Source organism: Sphingobacteriales bacterium, assembly GCA_016711285.1.
GTDB lineage: Bacteria > Bacteroidota > Bacteroidia > Chitinophagales > UBA2359 > JADJTG01.
This window is the reverse complement of record JADJTG010000004.1, coordinates 1-17,977: the sequence shown is the minus strand read 5'-3', so window position 1 is coordinate 17,977 and position 17,977 is coordinate 1. Positions and strand designations below refer to the sequence as shown.

Here is a 17,977-nt window from a genome sequence, read left to right as displayed (position 1 = left end):
TTGCTTGCTGCCGCTCGGGTATAAAATCCGCACAAGAGCAAGTTATCGTTGTGTGTCATTCCATCACCAAATCATTCAAAGTATAGGTAAGATTATCGGCGGTAAGTTCTTTTTGTTGCCTTGCCCATCCATTTGATGAATGCTGAAAGAATTACATAAATCATCATTGGCGGTATTAAAACTGCGTCTGCTGTGCAAATTACACAAATAAAGTGTACCGTCATTATTGAGTAAATCCCAAATGATACTGCCAACCGTCATTAAAAGAAAAGGAATTTCTGCACTTTTTTAAAGGAACTGTTCATTCCAAAAAGTAATTTCATCGAGGCGACCGACACTGCTATTTTGAGCAATACAATATGCTGTTGATGGCTGTTTGCACAAGCTCCACTGTACGCGTGGCGCAATGAAATCACTATATTCGGTATTGCTTTTTTCGCCCTGCGGATTAAGTTTGAGGCCAATTGTACAAACACCTGCTCCATACCATCTTGTGGAGCGATTAAAATGAAAAGTACAAAATTATTTCACTGGAGGTAAAATTTCAATGACATTGGCTTTTGACCCAAGGCAAAACGTCGCTTGACCACTCTAATTGCAAGTTGTTGCGATTGTACATTTGTATCCTGATGATAGCGGTCACCAACACATATACCGCAATGCCTTCGGCGGTATTGCCCAACGAGTAGCCTTTTACTTTGTTGTTCATTTTTGAAAGGCGAAAACTTCGCCCTCTTGCGCTGCCAAAGGTTCGGCAGCAGCAGCGAAACAGGAATAAACATTAAAAAAGAAAAATAAAAAAGGCGCATCATCATTACACAGAAAAAAAACAAATAAAAAAAACAACTTGGGGCTAAAATCGTTGCAAAAACCTCAGTAAATCATACTTGGATACAAAACGAAATTGCGGCGCATTTATGATTCAAACACACCGCAATTTAGAATATTTTTTATTAAAGATGAGGAATTTTAATACTATGGGCTAATACAACCTTAAAATATGTCTGTAAAATAAACTGTAAAAAAAAAGCTATTCGTCAAAAAAATAAATTATTTTAGGATTATAAACAACCTCAATACAAAAGCATAAATATTTTTGTAAAAAATAAGATGTTGTTGCTATATTTTGTAAAAGCTGAAAACAACTTATACAACTTTTTAAAATATGCTGGTTTTAATGGCTTACTGCTCCATATTGGCTGTATAATATACTTAGTTTTTTTGTCAATTTTTGCTTCATTTTTACCAAATTTCTAAAAATCAAATTTGCCTTGAAAATAGCTGTAGTTAGATGGGAACAAGCCGCCCTCGCCGAGAAAACAGAGTGGCTCTCTCGCCCGATGGTGTAAAACAACTCACCAAAGCGGGTTTTGTATGTGCAATAGAACGTGGAGCAGGTACGCGCTCTTTTTTTGCCGATAGCGACTACGAAGCCGCCGGAGCGCAACTACACAGCGACAAAGCCGCGCTGCTCGCCACCGCCGATGTATTGCTCAAAGTAAATGCACCCACCACCGAAGAAGTTGCCACGCTGCGCTCCGAAGCCGTCATTATTTCATTTTTGTATCCCTACACCCAAGCCGAATTGGAAGCAACTGCTGCAACAACGCATTACCTCTTTTGCCATGGATGCCGTGCCGCGCATTTCAAGGGCGCAAAAATGGACGCTCTCAGTTCTCAGGCGAATTTGGCGGGCTATAAAGCGGTGCTGCTCGGTGCTGGTGCGCTGGGCAAAAAATTTCCGCCCATGAGTGACCGCCGCGCACCATTACACCGGGCGCGGTGCTGATTTTTGGAGCGGTGGCGGGTTTGCAGGCAACAGCTACCGCCCGCCGATTGGGTGCAGTGGTGGAAGTAACCGATGTGCGCCCCGAAACCAAAGAAGAAGTGGAATCCTTGGGCGGAAAATTTTTGATGGTAGAAGGTGGTGGCGTAAAAACAGAGGGCGGCTATGCAAAAGAAGTATCGGCTGAATTTTTACAAAAACAAAAAGAACTCATCGCTCACCATATCAAAGATGCCGACTTGGTCATTACTACGGCATTGGTTATCGGCAAAAAAGCTCCTTTGCTCGTCAGCAGCGATATGCTAAAAACGACGAAGCACGGAGCAGCAGGAGTGGATATGGCGGTGGAACCGGGCGGCAACTGCGAATGGAGCGAATTAGACAAAATTGTACAGAAAAACGGTGTCACCATCATCGGTCAGTCCAATTGTGCCGTCTTTTTGCTGCCCCCTCAATGCCAGCGAATTATACTCCAAAAAATATCAGCACTTTGTTGTTGCATCTTGCCAATAAAGATGGTTTTAGGTGGGAAATGGACGAACACATCACCAAAGGAAGCATCATCACCCATCGCGGCGAATTGCTCCATACCCTCACCAAAGATATTTTGGAATTGTAGAAAAGAAATTTCTCTTTCAATTTTATTTGATCCAAAAAAAAGCTTTCTGGTGTTTTGCGACGGAAGGCTTTTTTTATTAAAATAAATAGAAATTATTATTATTTACTTGCTTCTAAGTTAAAACCCTAAAGTAACAGTAGGGCTGATGAATTTATCGCCCAACGATTTGTCGTTGCCATAGCTGATACCCCATTGGCTGCGGTCAATGTTAAACAATGACTCTGATTTTAATGTGGTTGCGTCCATTGTAATTTTGCAGGAAAAGTTACACTGTTGGTTTTAGCACCAATAGTGAGATTGCCTGTGATGTTGTGTGTAGCACCTTGCAATACCGTTTTTTCGGCAGGATTGGCAGGGGCTGTATAAGGAGCTACGCTCGTAATAACAAAATAGCCGTAGGATATCTGGCAGTATCCAAAAATCGGGAGAAGTTAAGTGCGCCGCTAATTTGGTATTTCCTTCGTCCTGATCCAAAGCTTTCAAAGAAGCTACATCAATAATAATATCGCCGCCCGGTGATGTTGGTGCCATCTGTTTGGATAGAGCCGCTTTTGAAATCAAAAGTACCATTGTGTTTGCCCACCGCTTAGGCCTATCCAAGTGGCTTTGCTGGTGGCGGTATTGAGTTTATAGGCAGTTCCGGTGGCGGTGGCTTCTGTAGGTGCTGCTGTTTCTTTGGCAGGCTCTACGGTGGCTTTATCACTTTCGGGTTGGTTTTTGCAACTGTTAAAAGTCGCCATCAGGCTCACAAGAGCCAACGAAAAAAATATTTTTTTCATGTTTTTGTTGTTATGTATATTGGATTTATAGTTGTTTTTTTTCTTTTTAAATAATAACAGTATTCAGATAAATAAAAAGAACAAACAAATTGTTCTAATTATTTTGAATTATATATCGTATTGGTGCGGCAATTCGGGATTGATGATTTCGTGCCAAGGCAAGCCATACGTTCCCAACTCTGCCAAAACGGGTTGGGATTTAGTTGCTCCACATTCCATACACCCGCTTGCATCCACTTGCCTGTGAGCATCATTTTTGCCCCGAGCATCGCTGGCACTCCGGTAGTGTAGCTCACGCCCTGCGCCTGCACATCGCGATACGCATCTTGATGTTTGCAGTTGTTGTATATAAAATATGTTTTGTCTTTTCCTGCATATACCCCCTTAATTTGGCAACCAATGGAGGTTTCTCCGGTGTAATTTTCGCCCAAAGTACCCGGCTCCGGCAATACCGCCTTCAAAAACTCCAAAGGTATGATGTCCATTCCCTGAAACTTGATGGGTTTGATGCTCGTCATACCCACATTTTGCAGCACTGTTAAATGCGTGATGTATTGCTGCCCGAAAGTCATCCAAAAACGGGCACGGCGCAAAGTAGGGAAGTGTTTTACCAAACTCTCCAACTCCTCATGAAACAACAAGTATGATTCTTTGTGCCCCACATTCGGATAATCTATCGGCTTATGGATGCTCATCGGCGGAATTTCCACCCATTTGCCGTTTTCCCAGTATTTTCCCGGCTGCGTAATTTCGCGAATATTAATTTCGGGGTTAAAATTGGTGGCAAAGGCTTGTCCGTGGTCGCCAGCATTGCAATCCACTATATCCAAAAAGTGCATTTCGTCAAAATGATGTTTGGCGGCGTAGGCGGTAAATGCCTGTGTTACGCCCGGGTCGAAGCCGCAGCCCAACAAAGCCATAATACCGCGCGCTTTAAAACGCTCGTGATATGCCCATTGCCAACTGTATTCAAATTTTGCTTCGTCTTTGGGTTCGTAGTTGGCGGTATCCAAATAATGCACCCCACACTCCAAACAAGCGTCCATTATCGGCAAATCCTGATAAGGCAAAGCTACATTTATCACCAATTGGGGCTGAAAACGGCGTATCAACGCTACTACTTCGGCTACATTGTCGGCGTTTACCTGTGCGGTTTGTATTTTTTGTTCGGGTATTTGTGCAGCGATGGCTTCGCACTTGGAGAGCGTGCGGCTCGCCAGCATAATTTCGCTGAAAACTTCCGGCACACGAGCGCATTTTTTTACAACCACGTTGCTCACGCCGCCCGCGCCGATAATCAAGACTTTTGACATAATATGTTTAAATAAATAATATTGAAAACAAAGATATAAAATATGCACTACAAGCCTTATACAATATTGTAGGAAGGGCTTTTGAATAAAATGTGTGCAAAGGTAAATGTTTTATTACGATATGCCGTTTTGTTGTTGATATTCTTTGTATTTTTCCGTAAAAACGGCAGCCATTGCACCCAAGACAAAGGTAATCAGCAACGTTCCCAATACCAAGAGGCTGCGCTGGGGTTTGAATTTACGGCTGGCTACGGCAGCTTTTTGGGTAATGTAAACAGTGGACATATTCATTTGCTGAACCGCCTGCGACTCTTCCAAGTTTTCTTTTACGCCCCCAAATTCTTTGAGTTTGCTTTGTAACATTTTATACAATACTCCACTGCTGATGGTGTCTCGGGGATTTTCGGCAATGAGGCGGCGCGTGCTGTCACTCAATGTTTTTACTTCTTGCTGCAAACGATTGTGCTGCACCTGAAGTGTTTTTAAAATATCATTCTTTTTTTCAAAAATAATTCCCCTGTTGATTTCATCAATTTTATTGGTAATATCATTTGCAAATTGTGCCGCGAACATCGGGTCTTTGTCTGTTACCTGCACTTCTACTTCGTTATAGGTGTTTTTTAGAATTTCGTAATTATTTGTCAATTTTTTCATTACCTTAAATTCCGCTTCTTTCGCCGTGCTGTCGATGCCGTAATGTGCATATAAATGATGTTTCTGAATCAAATATCCGTACAAAGCCCCCGACTCACCGATAGACAACAAACGGTCTATATCATCTTTTCCGCCAAATAAATACACTTCATTTTTTGAGCCTTCTTTTGGAAAAATAGCGGCACGGTCGAGAAGCGTAGGACTGATGGGGCGTAAAATAGCAGTAGATTTATATTGATTGGGCAACAACAAACTGATGATAATGCTGCCAACAGTTGCCACTGCACAAGCGATTAAAATGGCTTTGCGCCATTTCCATAAAATTTGTAAAAGTTCAAACATGTAAATTTTTGCACTTCGGATTGATGAAAAAAGGTATGGCGTATTTTTTTTACTGAAATCAAAAGAGATGATAAAATACCTGTAAACGTTGCACCGTATCTACTACCCTTTATATTTTAAGGCTGCAAAGATACGCTGCTTATTTGTTTTATCCGAGTAGCGATATTCTTCATTTCGGTGCGGGAGTCTTTGTTTTTTATTCTTCGGTATAGGTTTTATGAAAACGTCTTATGATTAAGCTCAAGGGGCGGTCGTAATTGACGTAGTTGATGAACCAATCAAAAAACGTAATTACTTTGTTGCGAAAACCCACTAATAGTAAAATGTGTACGAACATCCATACAAACCACGCAAATATGCCTTGAAATTTTACTTTCGGCAAATCTACTACTGCTTTGTTTTTTCCGATGGTTGCCATTACACCTTTGTTATGGTAAGAAAAAGGCTGCAAATCTTGTTTTTTTTCAAGGCGTTGGAGGTTTTTGGCTAAATGATGTGCTTGTTGTACCGCCACCGGAGCGAGCATCGGCAACCCTTTCGGATTTTCGGTGTCTGTTTGTGCGGCAACATCGCCAATGGCAAAAATATGGTCGTAACCTTTTACTTGGTTGTAGTCGTTTACCGCTATTCGGTTGCCTCCTACTATGCAATCGGCGGCAAGCCCCGCCAAAGGATTCCCTTTTACGCCCGCCGTCCAAATTACCGTAGCCGTAGAAAATATGCCGCCTCCTTTTAAATATATCGAATCAGCGCGGTAGTCTTCTACCATTGTATTCAATTGTACCTGAATTCCCAAGCGTTGAATATCGCGCAGGCTCATTGCAGAAGCGTGTTCCTGATGGCACTCAGCAAGCGCGGGGCTGCTTCGAACAATACAATATTCATTTGAGAAAAATCAAGGTTCGGAAAATCTTTCGGAAACACATAGCGTTTCATCTCTGCCAGTGCGCCCGCTACTTCTACCCCTGCCGGACCACCGCCTATAATCGCAATATTCATCAATGCTGCACGTTTGGAGGCATCTTGTGTAATGGCTGCCAACTCCAGATTTTGCATGATAAAACTGCGAATATCCAAGGCATTTACTACACTTTTGAGGGGAAATAACTGCTGTTTGATAGGTTCAAAATTGAAAAAATTATTGGTACTGCCCGTTGCAATCACTAAATAATCGTACTCAAATTCGCCAATGTCGGTGCTGAGTGTGCGGCGGTCGGTGTTGATGCGCTGTACTTCTGCCATGTGGCACTCTATATTTCTATAACCCCTGAAAATCCGGCGCACCGGATAAGCAATGCTTGATGCCTCCAAACCACCTGTTGCCACTTGATACAATAATGGCTGAAAACAATGATAATTATGCTTATCCAACAACCATACATCAAAGGGTAAATGCTTAAGTTTTTTTGCCAACTCAATTCCACCAAAGCCTGCACCTACAATTATTACTTTTTTGTGTGCTGTTTTCATATAATTATATTTTATGATGAAATATTTTATGACTAAAAAGAGGTTAATTGTCTTTAAAAAAATCTACAAAGATTGTGTGGTAAAATGGGGCGTTTGAGGCAAAGAAGTTTGCAGTTGCCGGATTTTTTCTAATACCTCCGCTACACTGATTAAACTCATACAGGTTCGTTCGGGCGATACACAGTGCAGTTGTGTGCAGGGATTGCAGTGCAACTTGTGATGAATAAAGGTCGCTTTTTTGCCGAAAGGCGCAAAAATATGCGGCTCGCCCGGTCCGAACAAACCAATCGTGGGCGCACCCGCCGCCGCCGCTATGTGCATAGGACCACTTTCGTTGCCTAACATCAGGTGGGCGCGGCGCACCAAAGCGGCATAATCCATTAAACCACCTACACCCGCAAACGAAAACGTTTCAAAATCCAGCAGTTGGCGCACCGCTTCAATGTCGCTTTGCTCAGTAGCATCGCCTACCCACACAATATACCAGTGGTAGTTTTTTTTCAAATATGCGGCTACTTCGGCAAAACGCTGTATGCTCCAGCGGCGCAGGGCTTTTCGCGCTCCGATATGAAACACCGCAAACTCCCCGATACGATGCTGCTGCAAAAAACGCTCGGCGCAGGTAAGATGCTCGGGGGCATAAAAAAGCTGAATTTGCGGGTCGGCAGGCAGCGGTTGGGTTTTGAACAAAGGCTGTAATACTTGCAAATTCGTAAATACCTCGTGCGGGTGCTGCTTTTGGAAGAGTTTGTTGTAGAAGCGTACTGTACCCCTGTCCAAACGAATGTCCGGACGATGGCGTTGTGCAAAATGGAGCGTTTCCCAAGTGCCGCGCATTTCCACTATCAAATCATAAGAAGAAGAAGAATTTAGTTCGCTTACTTGCTCCACAATGCGGTCAAAATAGGGCGTAGGCGCAACTATACTTTTTACAAATGACTTGCACAACAAAGTAATATGTGCCTTCGGATAGCGGTGACGCAAGGCTTCGAAAGCAGGTAACGACACAATCATATCGCCGATTTCGTCTAAACGTACTACCAAAATCCGCTTAAAATCGTAACAATGTGCTTTTTTAAAGCCATTAATGCTACGACTGAGTAGCATGGAAGCAAAGTAGAGGCGTTTTTCGGAGGGTATCACAAATTGTATAAACGCTGTATGAAAACAGAAAGTTGTTGAATGATAAGGTTCGCACAAATTTAAAACATTTTTGCTGCTCAAAGGTGTTTCTTTCATTACAAAAACAGCTTTTTGAATTGCATTTTATCGTTTTTTTACTCATCTTACAACATCTATACGCAGGAAAAAACCGTAACTTTGCTTTTTATTAAAAATAATCATTTCAAAAATGAAAAAATACGATTCAATTTCTCCTGAATTATTTATACAAAACCGCAAGCGTTTTGCGGCGCAGATGTTGCCCAATTCCATCGCTGTTTTTTTATCAAATGACGAAATGCCGCGCAGTGCCGACGGAACTTTCCCTTTTCGCCAAAATTCCGATATTTTTTACCTTTCCGGCATTGACCAAGAAAAAAGCATACTCGTATTATTTCCCGATTGCGCCAAAGAGGGTTTTGAAGAAGTGCTGTTTTTGCGCGAAACCAATGAACATATCGCCACTTGGGAAGGACACAAATATACCAAAGAACAAGCACAGCAGGTGTCGGGGATAAAAAAAATAATGTGGCTCAACCAGTTAGAGCCTGTTTTTTCGGAATTGGTGCATCTTGCCGAGCATATTTACCTCAACTTAAACGAACATAGCCGCTACGAAAGTGATGTGCCTTACAAAGATTTGCGCTTTGCCCGCGAAATGCGCAAGCGTTTTCCTTTGCATAATTTTCGCCGCGCTGCTCCTGTTTTGCACCAAATCCGTTCCATCAAAAGTGATATTGAAATTGACCTGATGCGCCGAGCTATTGATATTACCGATAAGGCTTTTGATCGCGTGCTTCGTTTCGTAAAACCCGGCATAACCGAATACGAAATAGAAGCCGAAATTATGCACGAGTATTTGCGACACCGCGCCACTGGTCCGGCTTATGGAAGCATTATTGCTTCGGGTGCAGATTCCTGCTGCCTGCATTATACCGATAATAACAAAGTATGCCAAGACGGTGATATTTTGTTGATGGATTTCGGTGCGGAATATGCCAATTATGCCGCCGATTTATCGCGTACTATTCCTGTAAACGGCAGGTTTTCGCCGCGCCAACGTGCTGTATATGATGCGGTGTTGCGCGTGAAAAACGGAGCTACTGCATTGTTGCGCCCCGGCACGCTTATAGATGATTATCACCGCGAAGTGGGCAAAATGATGGAGGCTGAATTATTGCAGTTGGGTTTGCTCTCCAAAGCCGATATACAACAACAAAATCCCGAATGGCCTGCCTATAAAAAATATTTTATGCACGGCACTTCGCATTTTTTGGGATTAGATGTGCACGATGTAGGACATAAATATCGCCCCATGCAGCCCGGTATGGTATTTACTTGCGAGCCGGGTATTTATATCAAAGAAGAAGGGCTGGGCATTCGTTTGGAAAATGATGTGCTTGTTACCGATGGCGAACCTTTGGATTTGATGGCGCATATACCAATAGAAGCCGAAGAAATTGAAGATTTGATGAATCGTAAATAAAAAGCACGAACCTAGCAATACGCTATGTGATAAAATGTTTTTTTGTAAAAAATTTGTAGAGAAAATACAACAACATGCGACAACATATTCCCAATTTACTCACCCTGCTCAATTTGATGATGGGTTGCTTGGCTTTGTATCATATTTTTAAAGGTGATGTACGGTTAAGTGTTATTTTTATTGCTATTGCTGCTGCCGCCGATTTTGCCGATGGCTTTGTGGCGCGTATGCTGGGCGTGCAGAGCGATTTGGGCAAACAGTTGGATTCTTTGGCTGATGTAGTAACTTTCGGGGTGGTGCCCGGTGCTATTATTGTGTGGCTGCTGCAAAATAGCCCGCAGTTGCCGGCTGCTTCGCTGCTGCCTTTCGCGGGTTTTGTGATTAGCTTATTTTCGGCGTTGCGCTTGGCAAAATTTAATATAGACACTCGCCAAACCAACAGCTTTTTGGGTGTGCCCACTCCCGCCAATACTTTGTTTTTTGTCGGGTTGCTGGGGCTTTCGTGGAGTAATAGTGCTTTGGCAGATTATTTATTGAATCCGGTGCTGCTGCTGCTGCTCACGGCATTATTCAGCTATTTGCTCGTAAGCGAAATTCCTATTCCGGCACTGAAATTCAAAAATTTTTCTTTCAAAGATAACCGCTTTGCTTATAGCATTTTGTTGTCGTCAGTTTTGTATCTGGCTCTTTTTGGGTGGTTTGGCTTGTCGTTGAGCATCGCCACTTATATCATTGCTGCTTTATTTATCAAAAATACTCCTACACCACCTACACCTGCTGCTACTCTTCCTGCAAGCGAAGAAAACAGCTCAACGCCGCCGCCTAAATCAAATAAAAAGGCTGCTGCTAAATCTGCTCTGCCTAAATCCTGATGTATAATTCAACACATCAAAGACAAACATGTTTTTTTCGCGCCGCTTGATGATTGATAGAAAAAATTTTAATTATTTTTATACCATTAAAACAACTATTTGGCATAGTTATTATGGTATGGTAATTATGTCATTACCCATAGAACTTATCATAAAAGAGTCAGCAGATTACCTAAAACAGCTACATAAAAAAGCCAAAAGGAAGGGCGTTTCTAAAATAAAGATGTTGATGAATATCCAAAGCGGTATCCACCACAATCATCTTCTTGCCATCAAGTCAGGGGCTTCTGTGCGTTCGATAAACAGGTGGAAAGCTACTTACCAATCGCAGGGACTTGATGGATTGCTCAGGGACAATAGAGGTGGTGATTTCCGTAGCCAACTCGAGACAGCAGACAAGGAGCGGATATCGCAAAAGCTAAAAGATCCCAAGAATGGGTTGCGCACCTACAAAGAAGCACAGCAGTGGCTGAAGTCGGAGTTGGGTATTGAAAAGCAATACAATACGGTAAGGATGTATCTGAAGCGAAACTTTGGCACAAAACTCAAGGTGGGTAGAAAAAGCCATATCAAAAAGGACGAAGCGGCGGTTGATACTTTTAAAAAAACTTATCAAACACGCCAGAAGGCATTAAAAATAAGGAGTTTCGTCTTTCAGGCTGCCAGTGTATAAATATTTATGTTGCTGACGAAAGCAGGGTCGGGTTATTGCCCAATATAAGACGATGCCTTACCGCAAAGGGCGTAAAACCCATCGTAGCTTACCAACATCGCTTCCAAAACTTTCTATCGCGTTGGTGACTATTCCCCATCAACGGAGACAATCTTACCTTAGAAATGCCTTACTGTAATACGGTCTGCTTTCAAATATTTATAGATAAACTCTCCGTACAAAAGCCTGAAGAATTCAAGATAATTCTACTTGACAATGGTGCTTTTCACCACAGCCGACAATTGGTAATTCCTAAAAATATTCATCTGTTGTTTATTCCTCCTTACTCTCCCGAATTAAACCCCGCAGAGATGATATGGCGATTCATCAAGGGCAAAACTGCTAACATTATTTGCAAAGATCTGGAAGAACTCTCCGCCAAAGTCACTGATATTATCAACGATATGAGTAACGTTATCATTCAATCCATTACAGGTTGGAAACTTTTTACAAACTGTGCCTTTTAGATGTTTATTTGGTATTAAATAAAAAAGGCTGTCCTCAAAAAAACAAGGACAGCCTTTTTATTTAATCGTATTCTGATTTATATTCTTTTATTCTTCGGCAATTTGTGAGAGTCGCTCCTGACGATTTAAACGCTCTTGCTCCTCTTTTGTGCCTACTATCAAACGGCTGAAACGTTTTTGTCCCGTTCCGGCAGGTATCATTTTACCGATAATCACATTCTCCTTCAATCCGTCTAAGCTATCCACTTGCGCCCCGATAGCCGCCGTACTGAGAACTTTTGTGGTTTCTTGGAACGATGCCGCCGAAATCCAACTACTAGTACCTAATGAAGCACGCGTAATACCTTGCAACAAAGGTCTGCTGGTTGCCGATTGTACCGAACGTGTTTCTATGGGCTTGAGGTCGTTGCGGCGCAAATAGGAATTTTCCTCGCGTGCTTGACGCAAAGTGATGATTTGCCCCGCTTTGTATTTATTGGAATCTCCTGCATCTAATACAAATTTTTTGTCAAAAATGCGGTCGTTTTCCTCTACTACCTCAAATTTATTTACTGCCATACCTTCCAAGAAGCGTGTATCGCCCGGGTCAATGATTTGTACTTTCTTCATCATTTGGCGTACAATTACTTCAATGTGTTTGTCATTGATTTTTACACCTTGCAAACGATATACTTCCTGTACTTCATTTACCAAATATTCTTGCAGCGCAAAAGGACCCTTGATAGCCAGAATATCCGAAGGCGTAATAGAACCATCTGACAGTGGTGTGCCGGCGCGTACAAAGTCTCCGTCTTGTATCAAGATGTGTTTGGACAATGGCACTAAGTATTTTTTGCTTTCGCCGTCTTTAGCTTCTACACTGATTTCGCGATTGCCGCGTTTGATTTTTCCGAAACGAATCACACCGTCAATTTCTGATACTACTGCCGGATTAAAAGGATTACGCGCTCTGAATAATTCCGTTACGCGCGGCAAACCACCCGTAATGTCGCGTACTTTACTCGTTACGCGCGGAATTTTTACCAATATCGTCCCTTTTATTACTTCTTCTTTATCTTCTACATTGATGTGTGCTCCTACCGGTAAAGTAAAAGAACGCAATACGTCTCCTGCTTTGTTTACTACATTAATCGTTGGAATACGTTTTTTATCTTTCGGCTCTATTACTACTTTTTCGCGGTGTCCGGTTTGTTCATCTGCCTCTTCGCGGTAGGTGATACCGTCAATAATACTTTCATATTGAATGGTACCGTTTACTTCATTGATAATAACGGCATTGTATGGATCCCAAGAGCAAATCAAATCGCCTTTTTTGAGCAAGTCTCCGCTTTTTACATAAATCTTAGATCCATAAGGAATATGATTACTCGTGAGCTGGCGATTGGTTTTTGCATCTACGATACGCGCCTCTGCCGTTCTGCCCAATACTACATGCACTATTACTTCATTGCCTTCTTCGTCCTGCTCTATAAAATCTACTACGCGCTCGTCATCTAACTCTACAATACCGTCAAATTTGGTGCGTAATTGTGATTCATTGGCAATATTCGAAGCCACACCACCCACGTGGAAGGTGCGCAGGGTGAGCTGTGTACCCGGCTCTCCAATAGACTGCGCCGCTATAATGCCTACGGCATCGCCTATTTGTGTCATGCGGTTTGTTGCCAAATGACGACCATAGCATTTTACACATACGCCTACTTTTTCTTCGCAAGTCAATACCGAACGAATTTCTACACCCTCCAATGCGGTTTCCTCATCTATAAATTGCGCAATTTCATCAGTAATTTCTTCTCCCGCTCTTACGATAAGTTTTTCGTTGAGAGGATCGTAAATGTCGTGCAAGCTCGTTCTACCTACTATACGCTCGCTCAAAGGCTCTACCACTTCCTCGTTGTCTTTGAGTGCCGTGGTATAAATACCGCGCAGTGTACCGCAGTCTTCGGAAGTAATAACGGCATCTTGCGCTACGTCCACCAAACGACGGGTCAAGTAACCCGCATCGGCGGTTTTTAAGGCAGTATCTGCCAAACCTTTACGCGCACCGTGTGTGGAAATAAAATATTCTAATACCGACAAGCCTTCTTTGAAGTTCGACAAAATCGGGTTTTCAATAATCTCCGGACCAGAGCTTCCCGATTTGCGCGGTTTTGCCATCAATCCACGAATACCTCCCAACTGACGAATTTGCTCCTTAGAGCCGCGTGCACCAGAGTGATACATCATATATATTGCATTGAAACCCTGATTATCGGCTTCCAACTTTTTCATCAAACTCTCGGTAATACGGCTATTGGCGCGTGTCCAGATGTCAATTACCTGATTGTATCGCTCATTATTGGTGATAAAACCCATTTGATAATTGTTCGTTACTTCATCTACTTCGGCTTGTGCTGCTTCGAGCATGCCGTCTTTATCGTCCGGCGTAATCAGATATTTCAAACTAAAAGATAAGCCTCCTTTAAATGCCCAACGGAAACCCAAATCTTTAATGTCGTCCAAGAAAGCGGCAGTGGTAGGTACATCGGTGAGGCGAATGATAGAGCCAATTACTTTACGCAAGTTGGATTTTGACAGCAATTCGTTGATAAAACCTACTTGCTTTGGCACTACTTCGTTGAAAATAACCCTTCCGCAGGTGGTTTCTATCAATTCTCTTTTGAGGCTGCCGTCTTTTTGACGTACATTGGTTTTTATTTTGATGTACGAGTGTATCTCTAATTTCCCTTCGTTGAGTGCAATAATCACCTCTTCGGCAGAATAAAACATTCTGCCTTCCCCTTTCATCATGCGCGTTTCGTCACTGCGGCGACCTTTGGTGATATAATACAAACCCAGTACCATGTCTTGTGAAGGCAGGGCTATCGGTGCGCCGTTTTGGGGGGCTTAGGATATTGTGCGATGACAACATCAATAATTGTGCTTCCAAAATAGCGGGGTTGCTCAAAGGAACGTGTACCGCCATTTGGTCGCCGTCGAAGTCGGCATTGAACGCTGTACATACTAAGGGGTGCAGTTGTATCGCTTTTCCTTCAATGAGCTTGGGCTGAAACGACTGAATAGACAAGCGGTGCAATGTCGGGGCACGATTGAGCAAAATCGGGTGTCCTTTCAATACATTTTCCAAAATATCCCAAATTACAGGCTCTTTTCTATCTACTAATTTTTTGGCGGATTTTACGGTTTTTACAATGCCGCGCTCCATTAGTTTTCTGATGATAAACGGCTTAAATAATTCCGAAGCCATTTCTTTCGGCAAACCGCACTCGTGCATTTTGAGCTCAGGTCCTACCACAATCACCGAACGACCGGAATAATCTACACGTTTACCCAATAGGTTTTGACGGAAACGACCTTGTTTTCCTTTCAATACATCAGAAAGTGATTTCAAGGCTCTGCCGCCATCGGCTTTTACGGCGTTGGATTTGCGCGAGTTGTCGAACAAAGAATCTACCGCTTCTTGCAACATACGTTTTTCGTTGCGCAAGATTACCTCCGGTGCTTTGATGCTGATGAGGCGTTTGAGGCGGTTGTTGCGGATAATAACGCGGCGATATAAATCGTTGAGATCAGACGAAGCAAAGCGACCACCGTCCAAAGGAACTAAAGGACGTAATTCGGGTGGTATTACCGGCAAATAGTCGATAATCATCCACTCGGGGCGGTTTTCGTGGAGTTGGTTGCCATCACGGAAAGCCTCTACTACCTGCAAACGTTTGAGGGCTTCGGTTCTCTTTTGTTGGGCGGTTTCTACGGCAGCTTGGTGGCGCAATTCATAAGATAAATTGTCCAGATTAATTTGCAACAATAAATCTTTTACGGCTTCTGCCCCCATTTTTGCAATAAATTTGTTGGGGTCGGTATCGTCTAAGTATTGATTGTTTTTATCTAAAGTTTCTAAAAAATCCTGATATTCCTCCTCTGTCAATAAATCCAGTTTTTTACGCTATCTCCCAATGCTCCGGGCTGAATTACAATATAACGCTCATAATAAACAACCGATTCTAATTTTTTGGAAGATACGCCGAGCAAATAACCAATTTTGTTGGGTAATGATTTGAAATACCAAATGTGTACAATGGGAACTACTAATTTGATGTGTCCCATACGTTCGCGGCGTACTTTCTTTTCGGTAACTTCTACGCCGCAACGGTCGCATACGATACCTTTATAACGAATGCGTTTGTATTTGCCGCAATAACATTCGTAGTCTTTTACCGGACCAAAAATACGCTCACAAAACAAACCGTCTCTTTCGGGTTTGTAGGTGCGGTAGTTGATGGTCTCGGGTTTGATAACTTCTCCGAAAGATTTTTCCAATATGGAGTCGGGCGATGCCAAACGAATGGATATTTGGGAAAATTCGGATCTCAATTTATTATCTTTTTTCAAAGACATATATATGGAAAATTTTATTTTATTTTAAAAAAAATAACCGTCTCTTTTCTAAAAACTTCTTTTATGTTGCATTAACAAGAGAAAAAAGTTGCCCTTATAATATATAAGAGTTGCTTTTTTCTCTTGTATTGGAAGCCGCTTACTTGCTGTTTTTTTTTTGCGTATAAGATGCTCAAATTCCATATTATTCAAATACAACGTCTAATGCCAAACCGCGCAATTCGTGTATCAATACATTGAATGATTCAGGAACATTCGGTGTAGGCATTGCATCGCCTTTTACAATGGCTTCGTAGGCTTTTGCACGACCGATAATATCATCGGATTTGAGCGTGAGTAACTCTTGCAATATGTTGGCTGCACCGTAGGCTTGCAAAGCCCATACTTCCATCTCACCAAAACGCTGCCCCCCAAACTGGGCTTTACCTCCGAGTGGCTGCTGCGTGGGCGTGCATTTTATCGTCCACCATGTGTGAGAGTTTAAGCATATAAATAATACCTACTGTCGTTGCCTGATGGAATCGCTCGCCGGTTTCGCCGTCATATAAATAGGTGCTGCCTAATTTCGGCAAACCCGCTTGTATTACTTTTTCGTCAATATCCTCTAAAGTAGCTCCGTCAAAAATCGGGGTGGCGTATTTTTCGCCTAATTTCAGCCCTGCCCAACCTAATACGGTCTCAAATATTTGCCCGATATTCATACGAGAAGGTACGCCCAAAGGATTGAGTACAATATTCACCAGGTTCCGTCTTCTAAGAAAGGCATATCTTCGGGGCGAACAATACGCGCCACAATACCTTTATTCCCGTGGGGACCTGCCAATTTATCGCCTACTTTGAGTTTGCGCTTTTTGGCTATATACACTTTGGCAAGATTCAATACGCCGGCGGGTAATTCATCTCCTACACTGATATTGAATTTTTCGCGTTTGTAGCGTCCGCGCTCTTCATTAATTTTAATGTTGTAATTATGAATTAATCGGCGGATAGTTTCGTTGCTGCGGGCATCGTCTGTCCATTCCGAAAGCGGTGCGATATTTTCATAATCAATGCCTTGCAGGTTTTTAGCAGTATATTTAGAGCCTTTTGGTACGATTTCTTCATTATAAGAGTTGAGCAGGTTTACTGCTTTTCTATCTACCAATACTAGGTTGATTTTTTCTAATAATATTGCTTTTATTTCCTGCAATTTCTTTTCGTGTATTTCTTCCAAACGGGTCAGCGCATCTTTTCGCTTTCTTTTGGAGTCTTTGTCTTTTTTGGCACGCGCAAATAATTGTTTGCTGATTACTACGCCTCTTACCGAGGGTTTTACTTTCAAAGAAGCGTCTTTTACGTCTCCGGCTTTGTCGCCGAAAATGGCGCGTAAGAGTTTTTCTTCGGGTGTAGGGTCTGTTTCGCCTTTGGCGTAATTTTTCCCATCAGAATATCACCTTCTTTTAAGATAGCTCCTATGCGTATGATGCCGTTGTCGTCTAAATCTTTCGTGGCTTCTTCGGATACGTTCGGAATATCGTTGGTGAGTTCTTCTTCGCCTAATTTAGTGTTGCGCACATCTAATACAAATTCTTCAATGTGTAATGATGTGAACAAATCTTCGCGCACTACTCGCTCGGATATTACTATCGCATCTTCAAAATTATAACCTTTCCATGGCATAAATGCCACCATCAAATTTCTGCCCAAAGCTAATTCGCCGTTGTCGGTAGCATATCCTTCGCACAGAATTTGTCCTACGTTTACCTTTTTGCCCTTTTTTACGATGGGTTTGAGGTTGATGGTCGTGTTTTTGGCTGGTTTTGCGGAATTTTACCAAAGGATATATCGTTACATCTCCTCAAAACTCGCTAAACGCTCGTCTTCGGTGCGCTCATAACGGATATGTATCGTATCGGCATTTACATATTCTACTATACCG

The 17,977-nt window shown here is 42.4% G+C and carries 10 protein-coding genes and 5 pseudogenes; 5 read left to right on the top strand and 10 right to left on the bottom strand.

The genetic code is table 11. The features are described 5' to 3' along the window. Positions 1–544: 544 nt before the first annotated feature. Positions 545–709 carry a hypothetical protein gene (locus IPL35_04520; GenBank protein ID MBK8442712.1) on the bottom strand — a complete coding sequence of 55 codons (165 nt, stop codon included), beginning with the start codon at positions 707–709 and terminating at the stop codon, positions 545–547. 582 nt (positions 710–1,291) lie between these two features. Here IPL35_04520 and IPL35_04515 point away from each other — a divergent pair. After that, positions 1,292–2,405: pseudogene (locus IPL35_04515) on the top strand (NAD(P) transhydrogenase subunit alpha). 279 nt (positions 2,406–2,684) lie between these two features. Here IPL35_04515 and IPL35_04510 read toward each other — a convergent pair. From IPL35_04510 to IPL35_04485, 6 genes and pseudogenes are all read right to left on the bottom strand, one after another. Next, the gene (locus IPL35_04510) at positions 2,685–2,975 is read right to left on the bottom strand and encodes a hypothetical protein (GenBank protein ID MBK8442711.1); all 291 of its coding nucleotides are present in this window, start codon (positions 2,973–2,975) and stop codon (positions 2,685–2,687) included. After that, positions 2,963–3,184, bottom strand: coding sequence for a hypothetical protein (locus IPL35_04505; protein ID MBK8442710.1), 222 nt, complete (start codon positions 3,182–3,184; stop codon positions 2,963–2,965). The genes IPL35_04510 and IPL35_04505 overlap by 13 nt, the downstream gene beginning before the upstream one ends. Before the next feature lie 108 nt (positions 3,185–3,292). Continuing rightward, positions 3,293–4,497: pseudogene (locus tag IPL35_04500) on the bottom strand (saccharopine dehydrogenase family protein). 114 nt (positions 4,498–4,611) lie between these two features. Then, on the bottom strand, positions 4,612–5,493 hold the full coding sequence (locus tag IPL35_04495; GenBank protein ID MBK8442709.1) for a hypothetical protein: 882 nt from the start codon (positions 5,491–5,493) through the stop codon (positions 4,612–4,614). Positions 5,494–5,689: 196 nt separating this feature from the next. Then, a pseudogene (locus IPL35_04490) lies at positions 5,690–6,963 on the bottom strand (NAD(P)/FAD-dependent oxidoreductase). 63 nt (positions 6,964–7,026) lie between these two features. Next, positions 7,027–8,202 carry a glycosyltransferase family 9 protein gene (locus IPL35_04485; protein MBK8442708.1) on the bottom strand — a complete coding sequence of 392 codons (1,176 nt, stop codon included), beginning with the start codon at positions 8,200–8,202 and terminating at the stop codon, positions 7,027–7,029. Positions 8,203–8,314: 112 nt separating this feature from the next. On the opposite strand from IPL35_04485, the gene IPL35_04480 reads away from it, so the two are divergent. The 4 genes from IPL35_04480 (at position 8,315) to IPL35_04465 (ending at position 11,661) form a co-directional block, all read left to right on the top strand. Further along, the gene (locus IPL35_04480) at positions 8,315–9,610 is read left to right on the top strand and encodes an aminopeptidase P N-terminal domain-containing protein (protein ID MBK8442707.1); all 1,296 of its coding nucleotides are present in this window, start codon (positions 8,315–8,317) and stop codon (positions 9,608–9,610) included. 74 nt (positions 9,611–9,684) lie between these two features. After that, on the top strand, positions 9,685–10,482 hold the full coding sequence (gene pssA, locus IPL35_04475; protein ID MBK8442706.1) for a CDP-diacylglycerol--serine O-phosphatidyltransferase: 798 nt from the start codon (positions 9,685–9,687) through the stop codon (positions 10,480–10,482). Positions 10,483–10,510: 28 nt separating this feature from the next. Then, the gene (locus IPL35_04470; protein ID MBK8442705.1) at positions 10,511–11,155 is read left to right on the top strand and encodes a winged helix-turn-helix domain-containing protein; all 645 of its coding nucleotides are present in this window, start codon (positions 10,511–10,513) and stop codon (positions 11,153–11,155) included. A 164-nt stretch (positions 11,156–11,319) separates the two neighbouring features. Continuing rightward, a complete protein-coding gene (locus IPL35_04465) occupies positions 11,320–11,661 on the top strand; it encodes a transposase (GenBank protein ID MBK8442704.1) in 342 nt (113 codons plus the stop codon). A gap of 87 nt (positions 11,662–11,748) precedes the next feature. Here the strand turns inward: IPL35_04465 and IPL35_04460 are convergent, their stop codons facing one another. The 3 genes and pseudogenes from IPL35_04460 to rpoB form a co-directional block, all read right to left on the bottom strand. After that, entirely contained in the window at positions 11,749–14,505 is a 2,757-nt protein-coding gene (locus IPL35_04460; GenBank protein MBK8442703.1) for a hypothetical protein, read from the bottom strand. After that, positions 14,462–16,035: pseudogene (locus IPL35_04455) on the bottom strand (hypothetical protein). The gene IPL35_04460 and the pseudogene IPL35_04455 overlap by 44 nt, the downstream one beginning before the upstream one ends. Positions 16,036–16,243: 208 nt before the next feature. Continuing rightward, positions 16,244–17,977, bottom strand: a pseudogene (rpoB, locus tag IPL35_04450) (DNA-directed RNA polymerase subunit beta).